The sequence below is a fragment of the Brevundimonas sp. genome (genome assembly GCF_036400995.1).
In the GTDB taxonomy this organism is placed as follows: domain Bacteria; phylum Pseudomonadota; class Alphaproteobacteria; order Caulobacterales; family Caulobacteraceae; genus Brevundimonas.
On sequence record NZ_DASWWG010000059.1, the window covers coordinates 127,906 to 142,112 of the forward strand.

The following is a 14,207-nucleotide window of genomic DNA, read 5'->3' on the forward strand; positions in this document are numbered from 1 at the left end:
CTAATCCCTAGTCCCTAATCCCTCCCCTCTCGACGCCTGTGCCATTTCGGGCTTAGGTCCGCGCAACATCGGGAGAGGGCCGCATGACGGACGCCACCAACACGCCTGCAACGACGGGCGGAAAACGCATCGAGCTGACGCTGAGGGCCGTGGTCCTGGGCTGTCTGCTGGCGGTGATCTTCACCGCCGCCAACACCTATCTGGGCCTGAAGGTCGGTCTGACCTTCGCCTCGGCGATCCCCGCGGCGGTGATCTCGATGGCGATCCTGCGGGCGTTCCGCAGCTCGACCATCTGGGAGAACATGACCGTCCAGACCGTCGCCTCGGTCGGCGGCGCGATGAGCTCGATCATCTTCGTCCTGCCCGGCCTGGTCATGGTCGGCTGGTGGCTGGAGTTCCCGTTCTGGGAGTCGGTGCTGATCTGCATCTTCGGCGGCGTGCTGGGTGTGACCTTCTCGATCCCCCTGCGCCGCGCGCTGGTGGTCGAGGCGGGCCTGCCCTACCCCGAGGGCGTGGCGGCGGCCGAGGTTCTGACCGTCGGTTCGCGCGGCGCCGATGAGGACGAAAGCGCGGTGCGTGAGAACGCCGCCGGCCTGTGGGTCGTGGTCACCGGCGCGATCGTGTCGGCGGCCTATTCCCTGCTGGTCGCGGGCCGGGTGTTCGCCGGCGAGGCGGCCAAATTCATCAAGCTTCCCGCGGCGCTGGGCGGCGGGGCGACGGGCATCGGCTTCGGCATGCAGTTCGCCCTTCTGGGCGCCGGCCACCTGATCGGCCTGGCGGTGGGTCTGGCCCAGCTGTTCGGCCTGATCCTGGCCTGGTGCATCGCCGTGCCGCTGCTGACCAATCCGGACGTCATCGCCTGGCTGACGGCGCACAATATTCCGTCCATCGCCACCACCCTGCCCGCCGGCGCGGGCGCCGAGGAACTGGCCGGGACCGTCTGGGCCCGCGAAGTGCGCTTCATGGGCGCCGGGGTCATCGGTGTCGCCGCGATCTGGACCCTGATCAAGCTGGCCGGTCCGCTGATCGGCGGCCTGACCTCGGCCCTGGCCGCCAATGCCCGCCGCAAGCACGGCGAGGTGCTGGACCGCACCGAGCAGGACATTCCGATCAACATCGTGGCCGGTCTGTCGGTCGTCTGCCTGGTCGGCATCGCGGCCATCCTGGCGGTGTTCGCGCAAGGCAATCCGACGCTGGCGAGCTCGACCGTCCTTCTGGTCGGCGGCGGTCTGGTCTATGTGATCGTCATCGGCTTCGCGGTCGCCGCCATCTGCGGCTACATGGCCGGCCTGATCGGCTCGTCGAACAGCCCGGTGTCGGGCGTCGGCATCCTGGCCATCGTCGTCGCCTCGGTGCTGATGCTGGGCGTGCTGGCGCTGGCGGGCGTGCCCGCCGATCCGTCGGTCGTGGCCTTCGCCCTGATCGTGACCGCCGTGGTCTTCGCCGTGGCCGTCATCGCCAACGACAACCTGCAGGACCTGAAGACCGGCCAGCTGGTCGGCGCGACGCCCTGGCGTCAGCAGGTGGCCCTGATCATCGGCGTCGTCGCGGGCGCCATCATCATCCCGATCATCCTGAACCTGCTGAACAAGGCCGTGGGCTTCGCCGGAGGGCCTCCGGGCATCGCCAACGATCCCCTGCCTGCCCCGCAGGCGACCCTGATCTCGGCCCTCGCCAAGGGCGTGATCGAGGGCGGCCTGCGCTGGGACCTGATCGGTCTGGGCGCCGCCATCGGCGTGGTGGTCATCATTCTGGACGTGGTGCTGAACCGGTCGACGGGCGGCAAGATGAAGCTGCCGCCGCTGGCCGTCGGCATCGGCTTCTACCTGCCCGCCGCCGTGACCACGATGCTGGTGGTCGGCGCGGTCGCCGGCTGGATCTACGAGAAGGGCATCAAGGGCACCCGCTTCGCCGACGTCGGCCGCCGGATGGGCGTGCTGCTGGCCTCGGGCCTGATCGTGGGCGAGAGCCTGTTCCTGGTGATGACCGCCGGGGTGATCGTGTGGACCGGCAAGGAGGCGCCGTTCGCCATGCTGCCGGAAGGCTCGACCTGGCCAGCCATGGCCGCCGGGATCGCCGCCTTCGCCGTGCTGGCGATCGGACTCTACGCCTGGGTTCGCGGTCGGTCGGCCAAGGTTTGAGACAGGGCGGAGGCGAAGGCTTCCGCCGCCCGGCCGGGCCGCCGTTCGCGGTGGCGCAGCAGGTGAAACGGTCGCTCGGGCAGATCGAGCGACAGACGGACAAGCCGCCCGGCCTCGATCAGGGGCTGGGCGGCCAGTTCCGAGATGGCGGTGACCAGTCCGTCCGCCATCACCGCCGACAGGATGGCCTCGTTTGACGGCAGGGTGAGCACCGTCCTCAGGTCCGCCGCCGTCACCCCGGACGGAAGGGCCGCCTCGAACTCGCTGCGGGTGCCCGAGCCGCTCTCCCGCAGCACCCAGTCCAGCCCCGCCATCTCCGGTCCGGTCAGGGCCGCGTCCCGGCCCGCCAGCGGATGGCCCGGCGCCGCCACCACCGCCAGCCGGTCGGCGTCGACGCGCAGCTTGTCGATCCGCGCCGACTCGATGGCTCCCTCGACCAGACCCAGCTCGGCCTCGCCCGCCAGCATGGCTTCCGTCACCCGATGGGTGTTGCCGATGGACAGGTGCAGGTCGATGCCCGGATGCGCCCGGGCGAAGGCCGCCATGCGCGGCGGCAACCAGTAGGCCGCGATGGTCTGGCTGGCGAAGACCCGGACCGCGCCGCGCTTCAGGCCCGCGAGATCATCGAGCGCCTGGCTGGCGGCGGCCGCCGCCGTCAGGACCGCCCGCGCCTCGGGCAGGAAGGCCTGGCCGGCGGCGTTCAGGGCCAGGCCCCGCCCGACCCGGTCGAACAGGGGCGTGCCGTGCCGGGCCTCCAGCGCCGCCACCGCCGCGCTGACCGCCGACTGGGTCAGGTTCAGGCTCTCGGCCGCCCGGGTCATGTGCTGCCGCTCGGCGACGGCGACGAAGATGCGGAGCTGCTCGAGGGTCATGGCGATCCATTGATCGCTTTTGTCGATCATTAAATCCAGAACAATCCGTTGGAATGATCGACCGCTCCGGGCGGAGAAAGGGGGCGTCATGACGACCGCCGCCGATCCGGTTTCAAGCCCCCTGCCCCGCCGCGCACCGCTGCGCGGTCCGGGGCGACTGCTGCCCGGCGTCCTGCTGAGCGCCACGGTCGCGGCGGCGGCGTTCGGCCTGCAGCACATCGAGGCGGCCTTGTTCGGACGGGCCTGGGTCGAGGGGCTGGTGCTGGCCATCATGGGCGGCGCGGCCCTGCGTCTGGTGTGGACGCCGTCGGCGGTCTGGACCCCGGGCATCGCCTTCAGCGGCAAGACCCTGCTGGAGACCGCCGTGGCCCTGCTGGGCGCGACGGTGTCCGGCGCGGCGGTGATGGCGCTCGGTCCGGTGATGCTGCTGATGGTGGCCGGTCTGGTGGTGCTGGCCATTCTCGGCGGCTACGCCTTGGGCCGCGCCTTCGGCCTGCCGCCCGCGATGGCCCTGCTGGTCGCCTGCGGCAACGCCATCTGCGGCAACTCTGCCATTGCCGCCGTGGCCCCGGTGATCGAGGCCGAGGGCGAGGACGTGGCCGCCGCCATCGGCTTCACCGCCGTGCTGGGCATCGCCGTGGTCCTGCTGGTCCCGGCCGTCGGCGCGCTGATGGGCTATGACGCCGTGAAGGTGGGCGTGCTGGCGGGCCTGACCGTCTATGCGGTGCCGCAGGTGCTGGCCGCCGCCGCCCCGGCCGGACTGGCCGCGATCCAGACCGGCGCGGTGATCAAGCTGGTCCGCGTCCTGATGCTGGGGCCGGTCTGTCTGGCGCTGGGCCTGCTGAAGTCACGCTCGAGCGCGGAGGGGGGAGCGCGCGGGAACGGGCCGAAGCTGCGTCACATGGCGCCGTGGTTCATCCTGGTCTTCCTGGCCCTGCTGGGCCTGCGCTCGGCCGGACTGATCCCCGAGGCGGTCCTGCCCCCGCTGCAGCACGGGGTGATGGCCATGACCCTGATCGCCATGGCCGCGCTGGGCCTGACGGTCGATCCGCGCGCCGTGGTGCGGGCCGGTCCCCGGGTCGCCGCGGTCGCCGCCCTGTCAGCCCTGATGATCGGCGCGCTGGCCCTGTTCGCCATCGCGGCGCTGCCGACCGGCTGATCCACACGACGGCCTGCTCTGGCGTTTCGGCGCGCACCCCTGTATGAGGCGCCCCGAACCCTTCCCCATTCTGCAATCTCCTTGCAGCGGCGCGGACCTTCCGTGACCGAACACAGTCCGCCCGAGCCCGATATGAACCTGCGCAACGTCGCCATCATCGCCCACGTTGACCACGGCAAGACGACCCTGGTTGACCAGCTTCTGGCCCAGTCGGGCGTGTTCCGGGCCAACGAGGCCACCGTAGAACGCGCCATGGACTCGAACGACCAGGAGAAGGAACGCGGCATCACCATCCTGGCCAAGTGCACCTCGGTGCTCTGGAACGGCAAGGCCGGCGAGACGCGCATCAACATCATCGACACCCCCGGCCACGCCGACTTCGGCGGCGAGGTCGAGCGCATCCTGGGCATGGTCGACGGCTGCGTCATCCTGGTCGACGCCGAGGAAGGCGTCATGCCGCAGACCAAGTTCGTGCTGACCAAGGCGCTGAAGATGGGCCTGCGTCCCATCCTCTGCATCAACAAGGTCGACCGCGCCCACGCCGACCCGGACCGCGTGCACCTGGAGACCATCGAGCTGTTCGAGGCGATCGGCGCCTCGCCGGAGCAGCTGGACTTCCCGCACATCTACGCCTCGGGCCGTAACGGCTGGGCGACCCTGGACCTGAACGAGAAGTCCGACACCCTGGCCCCGCTGTTCGACCTGATCGTCGAGCACGTGCCGGCCCCGGCCGTGCAGGCCAACAAGGACAAGCCGTTCCGCATCCTGAACGTGCTGATCGAGTCCGATCCGTTCCTGGGCCGCATCCTGACCGGCCGCATCGAGAGCGGCAAAGCCGTTCCGGGCATGGCCATCAAGGCGCTGGACCGCGACGGCAAGCAGATCGAACAGGGCCGCATCACCAAGGTGCTGGCCTTCCGCGGCCTGAAACGCCAGCCGCTGGACGAGGGTTCGGAAGCGGGCGACATCGTCGCCATCGCCGGCATGTCCAAGGCGACCGTGGCCGACACCCTGTGCGCCCTGGAAGTTCTGGAGCCGCTGGACGCCCAGCCGATCGATCCGCCGACCATCTCGATGACCGTGGGCGTGAACGACAGCCCCCTGGCCGGTCGCGAAGGCGACAAGGTCCAGTCGCGCGTCATCCGTGACCGCCTGCTGAAGGAAGCCGAGGCCAACGTCGCCATCCGCGTGACCGAGACCCCGGGCGCCGACGCCTATGAAGTCGCCGGTCGCGGCGAACTGCAGCTGGGTGTTCTGGTCGAGAACATGCGCCGCGAAGGCTTCGAGCTGTCGATCTCGCGCCCGCGCGTGGTCTATCAGACCGGCGAGAACGGCGAGCGTCTGGAGCCGATCGAGGACGTGGTCATCGACGTGGACGACGAGTTCACCGGCGTGGTCATCGAGAAGCTGAGCCAGCGCAAGGCCGAGATGACCGACATGGGTCCGTCGGGCGCCGGCAAGACCCGCATCCAGCTGAAATGCCCGTCGCGCGCGCTGATCGGCTATCAGGGCGAGTTCCTGACCGACACCCGCGGTTCGGGCGTGCTGAACCGCGTGTTCAGCCACTATGAGCCGCACAAGGGCGCCATCGAAGGCCGCCTGAAGGGCGTGCTGGTGTCGAACTCGGACGGCGACACGGCGTCCTACGCCCTGTGGAACCTGGAAGAGCGCGGCGTGATGTTCGTCGGCGCCGGCGAGAAGACCTACCAGGGCATGATCATCGGCGAGAACTCGCGTTCGGACGACCTCGACGTCAACCCGATCAAGGGCAAGCAACTGACCAACGTCCGCGCCTCGGGCAAGGACGAGGCCGTGCGCCTGACCCCGCCGCGCCGTCCGTCGCTGGAACAGGCCATCGCCTACATCGAGAGCGACGAACTGGTGGAAGTGACGCCGAAGTCGATCCGCCTGCGCAAGTCGGTGCTGAACCCCAGCTTCCGCAAGCGCCGCGTGAAGGAAGACTAAGCCTCCAGGGCGACAGCCGGAGCTTCAGAAGGGCGGGCCTGACGGCTCGCCCTTTTTGCATCCAGCCCCAGCATGCCGGTCCAGCCGCCGCTGGTCAGAAGGGCCACGTCCAGCAGGGCGAGGGCCAGCGGGGTCGAGGTCGGGGCGGCGATGAAACAGGGCCGCCACTCGGGGGCGAACTTGGCCTTCCACGCCCGCAGGCCCGCGAACCCGTACAGCGCGCCGCCCTCCTCGAACACCAGCGCGCCGACACGGGCGAAGACCGGGGCCAGGCGGCGGTTCTCCAGCCCGGCCAGCGGCGCGCGCCCGAGGTCCAGCCAGCGGTAGCCGTTGTCCTTCGCCCAGGTGATGGCGTGGATGAACAGATAGTCCATCACCCCCGGAGGCGCGTCGGGGGTGAACCGCATCAGGTCCACGGCCAGCCGGTCGCCGCCCGGCATCAGATTGGCGAAGGCCACGATGCGCTCGCCCTGCCGGACGACAGCGACGGGGGTCAGGGCCAGATAGTCCGGATCGAACCGGCCGAGGGAAAACCCCTTCTCGACCCCGATGTGGTGGGTCAGCCAGACGTCGGACACGGCGCGCAGGGCGTCGGCGACGTCGAGGGCGGCGCCGGGCGGCAGCATCTCGAAGGTCGCACCCTCGCGCTCGCAGCGGTTGACCGCCGTGCGCAGGTTCTGGCGCGAGCGTCCCTGCAGGGTGAAGGCCTCGATGTCGACCAGGGCCTCCTCGCCGATCTTGCGCACGGCCAGGCCGAGGGTGGCCAGATCGGCCAGGGCCGTCTCCTCCACCGCATAGAAGACCGGAGCGCCGCCGTAGCTGTCGGCCATTTCGGCGAAGGCCCAGAGCAGGGGCAGATGTTCCTCGGCCGGCCCGATCGGCTCGCCCATGGTGATCCAGCGCCGCCCGCGGACCCGATAGGCCAGGAAGGATCGCCCCGACGGACTGAACATCAGGGCCTTGTCCCTGAGCATGGCCAGCCAGCCGTCGGGCAGGACGCCGTCGCCGGCCTGCAAGACGGCCAGGGCGCGCTGGATCTCGGCCTCGCTCGCCGGGCCGTGGCTGCGGGCGCCGGGCGCGGAGATCAGGGACCGCCCCGCCACGATCACCCCCAGCAGGGCCAGCACGGCGCCGACGCGCAGGAAGCCCGACACCTCGCGGTCGATCAGCAGGCTCCACCACAGGTCATCGGTGTAGGCGACGTCCCGATAGGCGAAGAAGCCCAGCCAGAGCATGCCCGCCACGACCGTGAGCACCAGCATCACCCAGGTCGGCGACAGGGCCTCGAACATCCGTGAGCGGCGATCGAAGGCGGCGCGGCACGGCGCCAGCACCGCCGCCAGCACCAGCAGCTCCGCCGCCTCCTCCCAGTCCAGTCCCTTGAGCAGGGAGAAGAGGGCCGCGACCACCAGTACGACGACGGCCGCCAGCCAGGCGCCGCGTCGACGCCGCCACAGCCCCGCCGACAGCAGCAGCAGCAGGAAGCCGGAGATACTGGCCCCGAAGTGCGACAGCTCGATCAGGATCGGCGGCAGGACCGCGCGGATGTGATCCAGCCGGTCCTCGTAGGCCGGGGTGACCCCGGAGGTCAGCAGCAGGGTGCCCGCGCCCACGCAGAGCGCGGCGAAGATGTGCGGCGACACCTCGAACAGCAGGGCGGCGGCCCTGACGATCAATCTGTTCGCCCGCGCGGCGTTTACCTTCATCATGACGCTGGTAGACCCGAAATCGGCCAATCACGGCAAGCCCAAGGTCATTTCGCGGCGCCTGAAACAAACAGAAACATCGCTTGTTTGCCTTGTGAGCGGGCGCCTGTGCCCGCGTAACCAAGGCTGACATCATGCGTAAGACCGCGCTCCTCACTGGCGTCGCCGGCCTGTTCCTCATGACCGCTCCGGCGTTCGCGCAGGACAGCACGGCCCCGCAAACCCCGGCGCCCGCCTCGCCGCCCGCCGCCGAACAATCCCGCACGCTGCAGCTCCAGCCCGGATCGCCCGTGACCGGTTCGGACGGTGCGACCCTCGGCACGCTGGAAGGCGTGCGCAGCGGCCCCTCGGGCCAGGAACTGACCGTGCGCGGCCCGGACGGCGTGCTGCGCGGCGTCCCGACTTCGGGCGGCGTCGAACAGGAAGGGACCGGCGTGAAGGTCGGCTGGACCGCCGGCCAGTTCTCGTCGGCTCCGGCTATCGGCGCCCCGGCCGAGCCCGCGACGCCCGCCCAGCCGGCGGAACCGGCCGCGCCGGGTGAACCGGGCGAACCCGCCACCCCGGCCGAACCGGCCACCCCCGCTGAACCCGCGACCCCGCCGGAAGCCTCGCCGCCGGTCGCCGCGCCGGAACCGCCGACCCCGGCTGAACCGACCCCGCCGCCGGCCCCGGAACCGGCTCCGGGCGAGGGCCAGACCCCGCCGGACGCGCCGACCGCCTGATCGGGCGCTGACGCAAACAGAAAGGGCGGCTCCCGAGTGAGCCGCCCTTTTTCATGGCCGTCGAAGACCGGATCAGGTCTTGCGCTTGACCAGGCCGACCAGGAACAGCAGCAGGCAGGCGCCGAGGAAGGCGACCAACAGGGTCATCAGGTTGAAGCCGCCGACCGGAATGTCCAGCAGGTTGCCCGCGATGAAGCCGCCGAGCAGGGCGCCGACGACGCCAACGATCAGATTGGTCAGCAGGCCGTGATTGCGGCCCATAACCTGTTCGGCCAGCCAGCCGGCGACGATGCCGATGACGATCCAGCCAAGAATACCCAAGCCCATGGTTCTCTCCTTCCACAAAGCAACGCTCGGCGGGCAAACGCCCGTCCCGCCCGTCCGGTTGCCTCGAACAGGTCGAACCGCGGTTTTCCGTAATCCCCCGGCGGGCGAGCGCGGCATGTCCCTTGCCGCGTGAAGGGCGAGCCGTCCCGCTTCGGGACAGGCGGATCATCAGGGAACCCGGGCCATGGCTTCGGATATCGATCTTCACCTCGGACGCCGGCTGCGCCGCCGTCGTCGCCTGCTGGGTCTGACCCAGCAGCAGCTGGCCATGCAGGTCGGCATCCGCTTCCAGCAGATCCAGAAGTACGAGTGCGGCGCCAACCGCATCTCGGCCGCCCGCCTGTGGCAACTGGCCGAGGCGCTGGAATCCCCGGTCAGCTATTTCTACGACGGGCTGGAGGAAGCCATCGAGCGCCGGGAGGCCGCCAGCCAGGGCGGCGAGATGTTTTCCCGCAAGGAAACGCTCGACCTGATCCAGGCCTACTATCAGCTCGACGAGAAGCCGCGCCGCCGTCTGCTGGATCTGGCCAAGTCGCTGCACGTGGACGGCACCGCGGCCTGAGGGGGCATAGCCTTCGCCCTATCGCACGCGACGCGGTCGCGCGCTGCCTAAGGGCGGGGTTCCCGGACGCGCGTTGCACCGTGCATCCGATCGGCGGCCCATCGGCGCATTGCACGGCGTCGGAGGGTGACATGACGGCGGGGCGTGAGTATCCCGCCTGTCATGACCGAACATGAGCGCTTCATCGTCGAGCTGGCGAACGCGGCCGCGGCCGTCACCCTGCCCTTCTTCCGTTCGGATCTCGGGCATGAGGACAAGGGCGGCAAGGCAGGCTTCGACCCGGTCACCGAGGCCGACAAACAGGCCGAGGCGGCGATCCGCAAGCTGATCGCCGAGCGCTATCCGGACCACGGCGTTATCGGCGAGGAGTACGGCGAGGACCGGCCCGACGCCGAGTTCGTCTGGGTGCTGGACCCCATCGACGGGACCCGCGCCTTCATCTCCGGCCTGCCCCTGTGGACCACGCTGATCGCCCTGCGGGTGGACGGCAAGCCGAATACGGGCGTGATCGCCCAGCCCTATCTGGATGAAATCTTCCTGGGCGGCCCGTCCGGCGCCCGCCTGATCCGCGGCGGCGGCGAGACCCCGCTGAAGACCCGGTCGTGCGCGAAGCTGACCGAGGCGACGATCTCGACCACCGATCCGAACATCTTCAACGGCGCCGAACTCGGCGCCTGGACCCAGGTGCGGGCGGCGGCGCGACTGGCACGGCTGGGCTGCGACGCCTACGCCTATGCGATGGTCGCGGCGGGCAGGATGGATCTGGTCGCCGAAACCAGCCTGAAGCCATGGGACTGGTCGGCCCTCGTCCCGGTCATCGAGGCGGCGGGCGGCAAGGTGGTCAACTGGCGCGGCGGAGCCCCGGACGACAACGGCCAGGTGCTGGCCGTCGGCGATGAACGCCTGATCGATCAGGCGCTGGTGACGCTGAAGCGGGCGGCGGTCTAGGCCGATGGCCCTCGGCGGGGGCGGCGCCCGGAAGGGTGGTTGGTGATTGGTGGTTCGATGGGACCGACGATCACGCCAGGGCGAAGATCACCAGCCCCTGACGCCGGCAATCACCAATCACCAGCCACCAATCACCCGCCTGCTCAGGCCGCCGTCGGTTCCGGCTCGGTCGACGGGGGAAAACCGGCGTCGACGGCCGGTTCCGACGCGGCGGCGGGGCTCAGGTCCTCCACCGGCGAGACATAGGCGGCCATGGAGTCGAACTCCTCCAGGAAGACCGCGCGCTTGTCGTCGGTCTCCATGATGATCTCGTGCTTCGCGGCCGGCACCTCGACATAGCGGCCACGGCCGAGACGGCGGGCGGCCCACTTGTTGGTCTGCTTCCAGACGCGGTCATCCTCGCCCGACTGGACCACGGCGACCGGGATGCGAACGCTCTTCAGCGCCTTGGGCTTGAGCGACCGCTCGCCGACGTCGAGCCCGAAGGCCAGCCAGCCCCAGGTCGGACCGCCGACGGCCAGATGCGGGCAGGCGTACAACTGCTGCCGCCACTGTTCATAGCGGGTCTCGTCGGACGTCAGGGCGTCCTTCTCGAAGGTGTGGTCGAAGGGATCGTCCGGATCATCCAGCACATAGTCGCCCGCCTTGCCGTGACGCAGGTTCCAGCGGACGGCCAGCTTGACCGACCACATCGACCGCTTGCCGGTCCGGATGCGCAGCATGGGGCTGGAGAGGATCGCGCCGGAGAAGCGCGTCTCGCCGTTCTCGAGCGTCATGAGATTCAGGGCGCCGCCCATCGAGTGGCCGACCATCACCCAGGGCTTGGGCGCGCGGGCCTCGAAGGCGTCGAGCAGGCGGGCGTAGTCGTCGAGGAACTCCTCGACCGCGCGGGCGTGACCCTTCAGACGATCCGGCAGCAGGCGGGCCGACAGGCCCTGACCGCGCCAGTCATGGGCCAGCACGCACCAGCCGCGGGCGAGGAAGTTGCCGATGACCTCGAAGTATTTCTCGATCGGCTCGGTGCGGCCGGGGCTGAGCACCACGGTGCCGCGCGGCTTGCGGGCCACCAGGGCAGAGGGCGTCCAGAAGGCGGCGCGCAAACGCAGGCCGCCGGCGCCGCGGAACCACTCCCCTTCGCCACCGGGAGGCGAGGAGGCGCCCGGAACCCCCATCAGGGGCGCATTGGCGGCGTAGGCGGCGGCTCGGTTCACTCAGGCTTCCTGAACTTCAAGGTCATGCGATCGCTTTCCCCGATCTCTTCATACTTCGAACGATCGAAGGTCGGGTCCGGCGGTGATCCGCGCGGCGCGGTCAGGCGCTGCGGCGGCAAGGTGTCCACTCCGAAGGGATGATCCTTGGTATCCCTTTCATTCGCGTTGATTTCCGCGGCGGCGACGAAGGCGAAGCCCGCTTCGGCGGCCAGTTGTCTGACGAACGCTTCCTGGACGTATCCGTTCGCCGCGACCGGATCCTGATCCTCCTCGGGCCCGAGGCGATGCTGCTCGACGCCGAGGATGCCGCCCGGGCGCAGGGCGGCCCAGGCGTCGGCGAAGGCCTTCTCGGCGATGCCAGCCGCCATCCACGCATGGATGGTGCGCATGAACAGCACCAGATCCACCGTCCCCGCCTCGGCTACCGGGCCGGAGGTCGGGCCGAAGCTGGACAGGCCGATCTCGCCGTACAGTTTGCGGTCGTTGGTGAAACGCTGCTGGAAGGCGCCGGTCAGCTGGACCTGGGCCGGATCGGCGCCGGGGCCGGTCTGGTAGCCGGCGGCGATGTAGTGCCCCTCGCCCTCGGCGAGATAGGGGGCGAGAATCTCCGTGTACCAACCGCTGCCCGGCCAGAACTCCACTACCGTCATGCGCGGCTGAAGACCGAAGAAGCGGAGGGTTTCCATCGGATGGCGGGCGGCGTCACGCCAGCGATCCTGGGCGCGCCAGGGACCGGCCACGGCCCACTCCAGCGAGCCCTTGGGCGGACCGTCGGCGGTCTCGGGCGGCTCGGCGGTCGGCTCCTTCTTCCCGCAGGCCGCAAGACCGACGAGGGCCGAGGCCGCCACGCCGGACAGTATGCCCCGGCGTGACAGAAACGGTCGCCTACCCTCGGTCAGATCAGTCATGCACGGCCCCCGCGGCGCGGTCGGACATCGCAGTCCTCCGCCACCGGAAGGGAGGGCTTAACCTTGTTCCCCCGCAGGGTCAAAACCCGCATCGCCTTACTCCGGCTTGCGGAATCGCAGGGTCATGCGGTCGCTTTCGCCGACGGCGTCGAAGGCCGCGCGTTCCTCCGGGGTGAGGGGCGTCGGGCGGTCGTTGGCGTTGCCCTGACGCGGGGCGCTGACCCGGGTCGGCGGCAGGGTCCAGACGCCGTACGGATGGTCATGATCGTCCGCCGGGTTGGCGTTCAGCTCGCTGCGGGCCTCCAGAACGAAGCCGGCGGCCTGGGCGGCGTGAATGACGTAGCTTTCGGAGACATAACCCGTCGGCGCGGTCTCGTCGGCGTTCAGCCCCTCGGCGCCGCGGTGCTGTTCGATCGCCAGAATACCGCCCGGTTTGAGGGCGCGGAAGAAGGCCTCCATGTAGGGGCCCGTGCGGCCGCTGCCGTGCCAGTTGTGCAGGGCGCGGGCGACCACGATCAGATCGGCGCTGCCGTCCTCGACCCCCATGCCTTCCAGCGGGCGGTTGACGCCGACGTAGCGACCGCCGGTGGCCGCGGCGTAGGGCTCGAGGATGTTGCGCCACCAGCCCGCGCGGCCCGGCTCGATCTCCACCACCGTCAGGTTCGGGCGCAGCCCCCAGAAGGTCAGGGTCTCGAACGGATGGCGGGCGCCGTCACGGGCGCGATCCGCCTCGGGCCGGGTCGTCGAGGCGACGGCGGCCTGCAGGGCGGCGTCTTCCTGCAGGACCGGCGGCTCCATGGCGGCGCGGCGGGCCGAGCGCTGGGCAGGGCTCTCATCCAGCGCGGGCATGGCCGGCAGGCTCTGCGCCAGGGCGACGACGGGGAACAGCAGGGCGGCGGTCGCGGTCAGGGCGGTGAGGCGCATCATGAATCCCGGAAGCGTTCGAAGGAGGCGCGACCCTGAAGGGGCCGGGCGGCAGGGGCAAGGCGCATCGCGTTCGACGCGACACGATCACGCGGTCTTGACGTCGAAACGCGGCTTCCCATCTGAACTCTCGAGGCCGCCGATCCCGGGGCCTCCGGAGCGCGCGGGGCCGATCACGGGCCGCACGAGCCGAACTCCCATCGCCGGTCCGGGCATAAACCGCGGGACCGGCCAACCTTGCTGATCCTCAGGAGGATGACCCATGCGTACCTATGATTTCTCGCCCCTGTACCGTTCGGCCGTCGGCTTCGACCGTCTGGCCAATCTGCTGGAGAGCGCCGCGCGCACCAGCCAGGAGAACGGGTGGCCCCCCTACAACATCGAGACGACCGGCGAGAACGCCTATCGCATCGAGATCGCCGTCGCCGGGTTCAAGCCCGACGAGCTGAACATCGAGGTGAAGGAGAACCTGCTCACCGTGACCGGTCGCAAGACCGCCAACGATGACGCGACCGCCGAGCGCAATTTCCTGCACCGCGGCCTCGCCGAGCGGGACTTCGAGCGTCGCTTCCAGCTGGCCGACTATGTCGTGGTGAAGACCGCCGACCTGTCGAACGGCCTGCTGTCGATCGAACTGGCCCGCGAACTGCCGGAAGCCCTGAAGCCCCGCCGCATCGAGATCGGCGGCGGCTCCAAGCTGATCGAAGGCAAGAAGGCCAAGGCGGCCTAATCGCCATCAGGCCGGAAGCTGAAACCTGGAGG

At 70.0% G+C, this 14,207-nt stretch carries 13 protein-coding genes; 7 read left to right on the forward strand and 6 right to left on the reverse strand.

Annotation, left to right across the window (positions count from 1 at the left end):
- Nucleotides 1-83 precede the first annotated feature (83 nt).
- Nucleotides 84-2,141, forward strand: a complete 2,058-nt coding sequence (locus VGE03_RS09090; protein WP_331046161.1) for an OPT family oligopeptide transporter — start codon at nt 84-86, stop codon at nt 2,139-2,141.
- Here the strand turns inward: VGE03_RS09090 and VGE03_RS09095 are convergent.
- Nucleotides 2,105-3,043 carry a LysR substrate-binding domain-containing protein gene (locus tag VGE03_RS09095; RefSeq protein ID WP_331046162.1) on the reverse strand — a complete coding sequence of 313 codons (939 nt, stop codon included), beginning with the start codon at nt 3,041-3,043 and terminating at the stop codon, nt 2,105-2,107. The two genes, VGE03_RS09090 and VGE03_RS09095, sit on opposite strands and share 37 nt — an antisense overlap.
- A 58-nt stretch (nt 3,044-3,101) precedes the next feature.
- Here VGE03_RS09095 and VGE03_RS09100 point away from each other — a divergent pair, with 58 nt between their 5' ends.
- Complete coding sequence (locus VGE03_RS09100; RefSeq protein ID WP_331046163.1) at nt 3,102-4,172, forward strand: YeiH family protein; 1,071 nt, start codon at nt 3,102-3,104, stop codon at nt 4,170-4,172.
- Nucleotides 4,173-4,304: 132 nt separating this feature from the next.
- Nucleotides 4,305-6,137 carry a translational GTPase TypA gene (typA, locus tag VGE03_RS09105; protein WP_331046201.1) on the forward strand — a complete coding sequence of 611 codons (1,833 nt, stop codon included), beginning with the start codon at nt 4,305-4,307 and terminating at the stop codon, nt 6,135-6,137.
- Here the strand turns inward: typA and VGE03_RS09110 are convergent.
- Nucleotides 6,134-7,813, reverse strand: a complete 1,680-nt coding sequence (locus tag VGE03_RS09110) for a GNAT family N-acetyltransferase (RefSeq protein ID WP_331046164.1) — start codon at nt 7,811-7,813, stop codon at nt 6,134-6,136. The two genes, typA and VGE03_RS09110, sit on opposite strands and share 4 nt — an antisense overlap.
- Before the next feature lie 164 nt (nt 7,814-7,977).
- Between VGE03_RS09110 and VGE03_RS09115 the strand changes: the two genes are divergently transcribed.
- On the forward strand, nt 7,978-8,565 hold the full coding sequence (locus tag VGE03_RS09115; protein WP_331046165.1) for a superoxide dismutase: 588 nt from the start codon (nt 7,978-7,980) through the stop codon (nt 8,563-8,565).
- A 72-nt stretch (nt 8,566-8,637) separates the two neighbouring features.
- Here VGE03_RS09115 and VGE03_RS09120 read toward each other — a convergent pair whose 3' ends face one another.
- Entirely contained in the window at nt 8,638-8,892 is a 255-nt protein-coding gene (locus VGE03_RS09120) for a GlsB/YeaQ/YmgE family stress response membrane protein (protein WP_331046166.1), read from the reverse strand.
- A 184-nt stretch (nt 8,893-9,076) separates the two neighbouring features.
- Between VGE03_RS09120 and VGE03_RS09125 the strand changes: the two genes are divergently transcribed.
- Together VGE03_RS09125 and hisN are read left to right on the forward strand one after the other, a co-directional pair.
- Nucleotides 9,077-9,454: a helix-turn-helix transcriptional regulator gene (locus tag VGE03_RS09125; RefSeq protein WP_331046167.1), complete on the forward strand. Its 378-nt coding sequence runs from the start codon at nt 9,077-9,079 to the stop codon at nt 9,452-9,454.
- A gap of 162 nt (nt 9,455-9,616) precedes the next feature.
- Nucleotides 9,617-10,402 carry a histidinol-phosphatase gene (gene hisN / locus VGE03_RS09130; protein ID WP_331046168.1) on the forward strand — a complete coding sequence of 262 codons (786 nt, stop codon included), beginning with the start codon at nt 9,617-9,619 and terminating at the stop codon, nt 10,400-10,402.
- Between the two features lie 143 nt (nt 10,403-10,545).
- On the opposite strand, the gene VGE03_RS09135 is transcribed toward hisN, so the two are convergent.
- The 3 genes from VGE03_RS09135 to VGE03_RS09145 all read right to left on the reverse strand — a co-directional run bounded on the left by VGE03_RS09135 (nt 10,546) and on the right by VGE03_RS09145 (nt 13,445).
- Nucleotides 10,546-11,613, reverse strand: a complete 1,068-nt coding sequence (locus VGE03_RS09135) for an alpha/beta hydrolase (RefSeq protein WP_331046169.1) — start codon at nt 11,611-11,613, stop codon at nt 10,546-10,548.
- Entirely contained in the window at nt 11,610-12,521 is a 912-nt protein-coding gene (locus VGE03_RS09140) for a methyltransferase (protein ID WP_331046170.1), read from the reverse strand. The genes VGE03_RS09135 and VGE03_RS09140 overlap by 4 nt, the downstream gene beginning before the upstream one ends.
- Before the next feature lie 96 nt (nt 12,522-12,617).
- Complete coding sequence (locus VGE03_RS09145; protein WP_331046171.1) at nt 12,618-13,445, reverse strand: methyltransferase; 828 nt, start codon at nt 13,443-13,445, stop codon at nt 12,618-12,620.
- 262 nt (nt 13,446-13,707) lie between these two features.
- Between VGE03_RS09145 and VGE03_RS09150 the strand changes: the two genes are divergently transcribed.
- Nucleotides 13,708-14,175, forward strand: a complete 468-nt coding sequence (locus tag VGE03_RS09150; protein WP_331046172.1) for an Hsp20 family protein — start codon at nt 13,708-13,710, stop codon at nt 14,173-14,175.
- Nucleotides 14,176-14,207 lie beyond the last annotated feature (32 nt).

Coding starts and splice junctions, on each gene's coding strand:
- VGE03_RS09140 (WP_331046170.1), bottom strand. CDS start 12,521: ATGACTGATCTGACCGAGGGTAGGCGACCGTTTCTGTCACGCCGGGGC.
- hisN (WP_331046168.1), top strand. CDS start 9,617: ATGACCGAACATGAGCGCTTCATCGTCGAGCTGGCGAACGCGGCCGCG.
- VGE03_RS09125 (WP_331046167.1), top strand. CDS start 9,077: ATGGCTTCGGATATCGATCTTCACCTCGGACGCCGGCTGCGCCGCCGT.
- VGE03_RS09095 (WP_331046162.1), bottom strand. CDS start 3,043: ATGATCGACAAAAGCGATCAATGGATCGCCATGACCCTCGAGCAGCTC.
- VGE03_RS09145 (WP_331046171.1), bottom strand. CDS start 13,445: ATGCGCCTCACCGCCCTGACCGCGACCGCCGCCCTGCTGTTCCCCGTC.
- VGE03_RS09120 (WP_331046166.1), bottom strand. CDS start 8,892: ATGGGCTTGGGTATTCTTGGCTGGATCGTCATCGGCATCGTCGCCGGC.
- VGE03_RS09150 (WP_331046172.1), top strand. CDS start 13,708: ATGCGTACCTATGATTTCTCGCCCCTGTACCGTTCGGCCGTCGGCTTC.
- typA (WP_331046201.1), top strand. CDS start 4,305: ATGAACCTGCGCAACGTCGCCATCATCGCCCACGTTGACCACGGCAAG.
- VGE03_RS09115 (WP_331046165.1), top strand. CDS start 7,978: ATGCGTAAGACCGCGCTCCTCACTGGCGTCGCCGGCCTGTTCCTCATG.
- VGE03_RS09090 (WP_331046161.1), top strand. CDS start 84: ATGACGGACGCCACCAACACGCCTGCAACGACGGGCGGAAAACGCATC.
- VGE03_RS09100 (WP_331046163.1), top strand. CDS start 3,102: ATGACGACCGCCGCCGATCCGGTTTCAAGCCCCCTGCCCCGCCGCGCA.